The organism is Streptomyces sp. NRRL F-525 (genome assembly GCF_000716605.1).
Classification (GTDB): domain Bacteria; phylum Actinomycetota; class Actinomycetes; order Streptomycetales; family Streptomycetaceae; genus Streptomyces.
In genome coordinates, this window is sequence record NZ_JNXE01000095.1 from 1 (window position 1) to 3,626 (window position 3,626).

The following is a 3,626-nucleotide window of genomic DNA, read 5'->3' on the forward strand; positions in this document are numbered from 1 at the left end:
GCTCGCGGCCTTCCTGGAGGTGGGCGGGGAGGGGGTGGCCGGTGGGGTGGGCTGGGTGGCCGACTCCGGGGTGTCAGCCGCGGTCGTCAGCGGCGTTGGCGCCGGGGCCGGTGCGGTGGTCGCCGCCGGCGGCGAGGCCGGTTCCGAGGTTGCACCCGGTTCCGAGGTGGACGCGATGCCGGGGGCAGTAACCTCCTGACCCGGGGTGGAAGCCGCCTGCTCCGCTGCGGAAGCCTCCTGCGCTGCGGGTGCCCCCTGCTCAGGTGCGGAATCTGTGCCCTCCGAGACGGAAGCCGCGCTTTCCCGTGCGGGAGAAGCCGTCCCCGGATCCACCCCTGTGTCGGCGGTCACCATCCTCCGCGTGGGCTTCTCGTCGGCCGCGATCGTCTTCCTGGCCAGGCCCTTCTTCGCCGAGTTCTTCTTCCCGGCACCCTTCTTGGGCACGGCCTTCTTCGCTGCGGTCTTCTTCGTCACGGTCTTCCTCGCGCTGCCTGTCTCCGCCACGACGTCTTCTGCCGAGCCCGTCTCCGCCGGGATCCTCGCGGTCACGTTCGTCCTCTTCGCCGTACCCGTCTTCGCGGCGCCCGTCTTCGTCATGGCCTTCTCCGTCGCAGCTTCTGTCGCCGAGGTGTCTTCCGCCGAACCAGTCTTCGCCACGGCGTTCTTCTTCGTAGCTTGCTTGGCCGCCGCCCCCTTCGTCCCGCCCCTCTTCTTCATCGCCTTCTCCGGAGCCGCCCCCTTGCCCCTGCTCCCCGTCCCCCCAGAAACCGCCGGCCGCACTTCCGCACCGCTCCTCCCCTCGGCCGTTTTCTTGTTCGGCTTCGGATCGGAACCGTTCGACGGGGGACGCGGGGTCACGGGTGGAGCCTCCTGAGCGGGGTGGGTTCGAGGTGGGCGGTGTGAGTTCGAGGTTGGTCGTGTCAAGTCGTGGGGCTGGACAGTCGGCGTACCGCCGACAACGGGACCGGGAGCCAGTCCGGGCGGTGGCGGGCCTCGTAGAGGACTTCGTAGATCGCCTTGTCCGTCTCGTACGCGCGGAGCAGGACCGGATCCGTGCGCGGATCGACGCCCGTCACCTCCGCGTACCCCGAGCAGTACGCCGCCCGGCACATGTCCGCCCAGCCGGGCGCGGGCGGTGTCGTCGAGTGGGCCGCGTAGTCGAAGGAACGGAGCATCCCCGCGATGTCCCGTACCGGAGGCTGGGGCATACGGCGTTCGGCGAGGGGGCGGGAGGGTTCGCCCTCGAAGTCGATCAGGGACCATTCCCCGGACGGGGAGTGCAGGCACTGGCCGAGGTGCAGGTCGCCGTGGATGCGTTGGGCGGTCCATGTCTCGCCCTCCGCCGCCAAGTCCGCCAGCGCCGAGAACGCCGAGTGCAGGCCCGGCGCGTACGGGCGGAGGGCCGGGACCGCCTGCGCCGCCGCGTCCAGGCGCTCGGTCATGCCGTTCACCAGCAGTTCCAGTTGGGCACTGCCCAAGGTCATCGTCGGCAGCGCTCGGGCCAGGGCCACGTGGACCTCCGCCGTCGCCCTGCCCAGCGACCTCGCCTCCGCGCCGAAGTCCTCGCCCTTGGACAGTTCGCTCAGCGCCAGCTCCCAGCCGTCCGCCGCACCCTGCACGAAAGGCTGGAGGACTCCCAGGACGTACGGCTCGTCGGCGAACTCCGCCCGTAGCCAGGCCGTCGGGGCCGGTACCCGGGGGCAGCCCTCCAGGGCGAGGGCCAGCGGGAGTTCGAGGTCCGGGTTGGTGCCAGGGACGATGCGGCGTAGCAGTTTCAGGATGTGCGTATCGCCGTAGACGACCGATGAATTGGACTGTTCGGCTGTCATCAGGCGCGGGGTCAGACCGGGGGCGATCTCCGGGGCGTCCGGGGCCCGTTCGAAGCGCAGCCCGCCGATGCGGGCCTGGGTGCGCAGCGCCTCCAGGAGCACCTCGGCGGGCCGGGGGTCGTACAGGGCCTCGTACACCGTGTGACCGGCGAGCGGGCCCTCCTCCACATGTCCGATCAGCGCGGGCGCGAGCCGGGGTGGCAGCGCCTCGCGCACGCCTATGAGGAGCTGGTAGCAGTCGCCGGGGGCGGGGGACTGGTGGGCGCGGACCAGGAGGTGGTAGAGGCCCGGCTTGGTGCCGTCCATCGGGAGCAGCTCGGTCGCCGCCACCAGCGAGAAACCCGTGACGGGACGGCCTTTGCCCGCGAACCACCGTTGCCTCGGCAGCCACTCCCGCAGGAGGGGGTCCAGTGACGCGAGGAGGCCGGGACCGGAACCGGGACTGGTCCGGCCGGAAAGTGTGACAGTTTCCGCCATAGTGTCACGTTCCTTTCCCCGGGGTAGGTCGGGGTGTCACTGTTGCGTGCCCCGGGCGGGGCGGGAGAAACCGAAACCGCCCCACCCCACCGGGATCCGGCAAGGATCTACGCGGCTTCCTTGCGGAGCCGGAACCAGTAGAAGCCGTGCCCCGCCAGCGTCAGCAAGTACGGCAGCTCTCCTACGGCCGGAAAGCGCACCCCGCCGAACAGTTCGACGGGATGCCTCCCATTGAACGCCCGCAGGTCCAGTTCCGTCGGCTGCGCGAACCGGGAGAAGTTGTTCACGCACAGCACGAGGTCGTCCTCGTACTCGCGCAGGAACGCGATCACCGCCGGATTGGACGACGGCAGCTCCCGGTACGAACCCAGCCCGAACGCCAGGTTCTGCTTACGGATCTCGATCATGCGGCGCGTCCAGTGCAGCAGCGAGGAGGGCGACGACATCGACGCCTCGACGTTGGTGACCTGGTAGCCGTAGACGGGGTCCATGATGGTCGGCAGCGACAGGCGGCCGGGGTCACAGGACGAAAAACCTGCGTTGCGATCCGGTGTCCACTGCATCGGCGTGCGCACGGCGTCGCGGTCGCCGAGCCAGATGTTGTCGCCCATGCCGATCTCGTCGCCGTAGTAGAGGATCGGCGAGCCGGGGAGGGAGAGGAGCAGGGCCGTGAACAGTTCGATCTGGTTGCGGTCGTTGTCCAGGAGCGGGGCCAGACGCCGCCTGATGCCGATGTTGGCTCGCATACGCGGGTCCTTCGCGTACTCCGCCCACATGTAGTCGCGTTCCTCGTCGGTGACCATTTCCAAGGTCAACTCGTCGTGGTTGCGCAGGAAGATGCCCCACTGGCAGCCGGACGGGATCGCGGGGGTCTTGGCCAGGATCTCCGAGACGGGGTAGCGGGACTCCCGGCGGACCGCCATGAAGATGCGGGGCATCACCGGGAAGTGGAACGCCATGTGGCATTCGTCGCCGCCGCTCTGGAAGTCGCCGAAGTAGTCGACGACGTCCTCGGGCCACTGGTTCGCCTCCGCCAGCACCACCGTGTCGGGGTACTGCGCGTCGATCTCCTTCCGCACCCGGCGCAGGAACTCATGGGTTGCCGGAAGGTTTTCGCAGTTGGTGCCCTCGGCCGCGAACAGATACGGGACCGCGTCCAGGCGGAAGCCGTCGATGCCCAGGTCCAGCCAGAACTTCAGCGCCGAGATGATCTCTTCCTGCACGGCCGGGTTCTCGTAGTTGAGGTCCGGCTGGTGGGAGAAGAAGCGGTGCCAGAAGTACTGCTTGCGGACGGGGTCGAAGGTCCAGTTGGAGGCTTCG

The 3,626-nt window shown here is 69.2% G+C and carries 4 protein-coding genes; 2 read left to right on the top strand and 2 right to left on the bottom strand.

The genetic code is table 11. The features are described 5' to 3' along the window. Together OO69_RS47950 and OO69_RS49730 are read left to right on the top strand one after the other, a co-directional pair. Positions 1 to 199: hypothetical protein (locus OO69_RS47950; RefSeq protein WP_033287358.1), on the top strand; the 199-nt coding region annotated here is incomplete at its 5' end. A gap of 162 nt (positions 200 to 361) precedes the next feature. Then, positions 362 to 874 carry a hypothetical protein gene (locus tag OO69_RS49730; RefSeq protein ID WP_158713545.1) on the top strand — a complete coding sequence of 171 codons (513 nt, stop codon included), beginning with the start codon at positions 362 to 364 and terminating at the stop codon, positions 872 to 874. 46 nt (positions 875 to 920) lie between these two features. Here the strand turns inward: OO69_RS49730 and OO69_RS47960 are convergent, their stop codons facing one another. Next, positions 921 to 2,306, bottom strand: coding sequence for a maltokinase N-terminal cap-like domain-containing protein (locus OO69_RS47960; protein ID WP_033287359.1), 1,386 nt, complete (start codon positions 2,304 to 2,306; stop codon positions 921 to 923). A gap of 107 nt (positions 2,307 to 2,413) precedes the next feature. Then, the coding region (treS, locus tag OO69_RS47965) for a maltose alpha-D-glucosyltransferase (RefSeq protein WP_033287360.1) at positions 2,414 to 3,626 on the bottom strand (1,213 nt) is incomplete at its 5' end.

Excerpts from the sequence above, each read along its gene's own strand:
- OO69_RS47960 (WP_033287359.1), bottom strand. The coding sequence starts at position 2,306 with ATGGCGGAAACTGTCACACTTTCCGGCCGGACCAGTCCCGGTTCCGGT.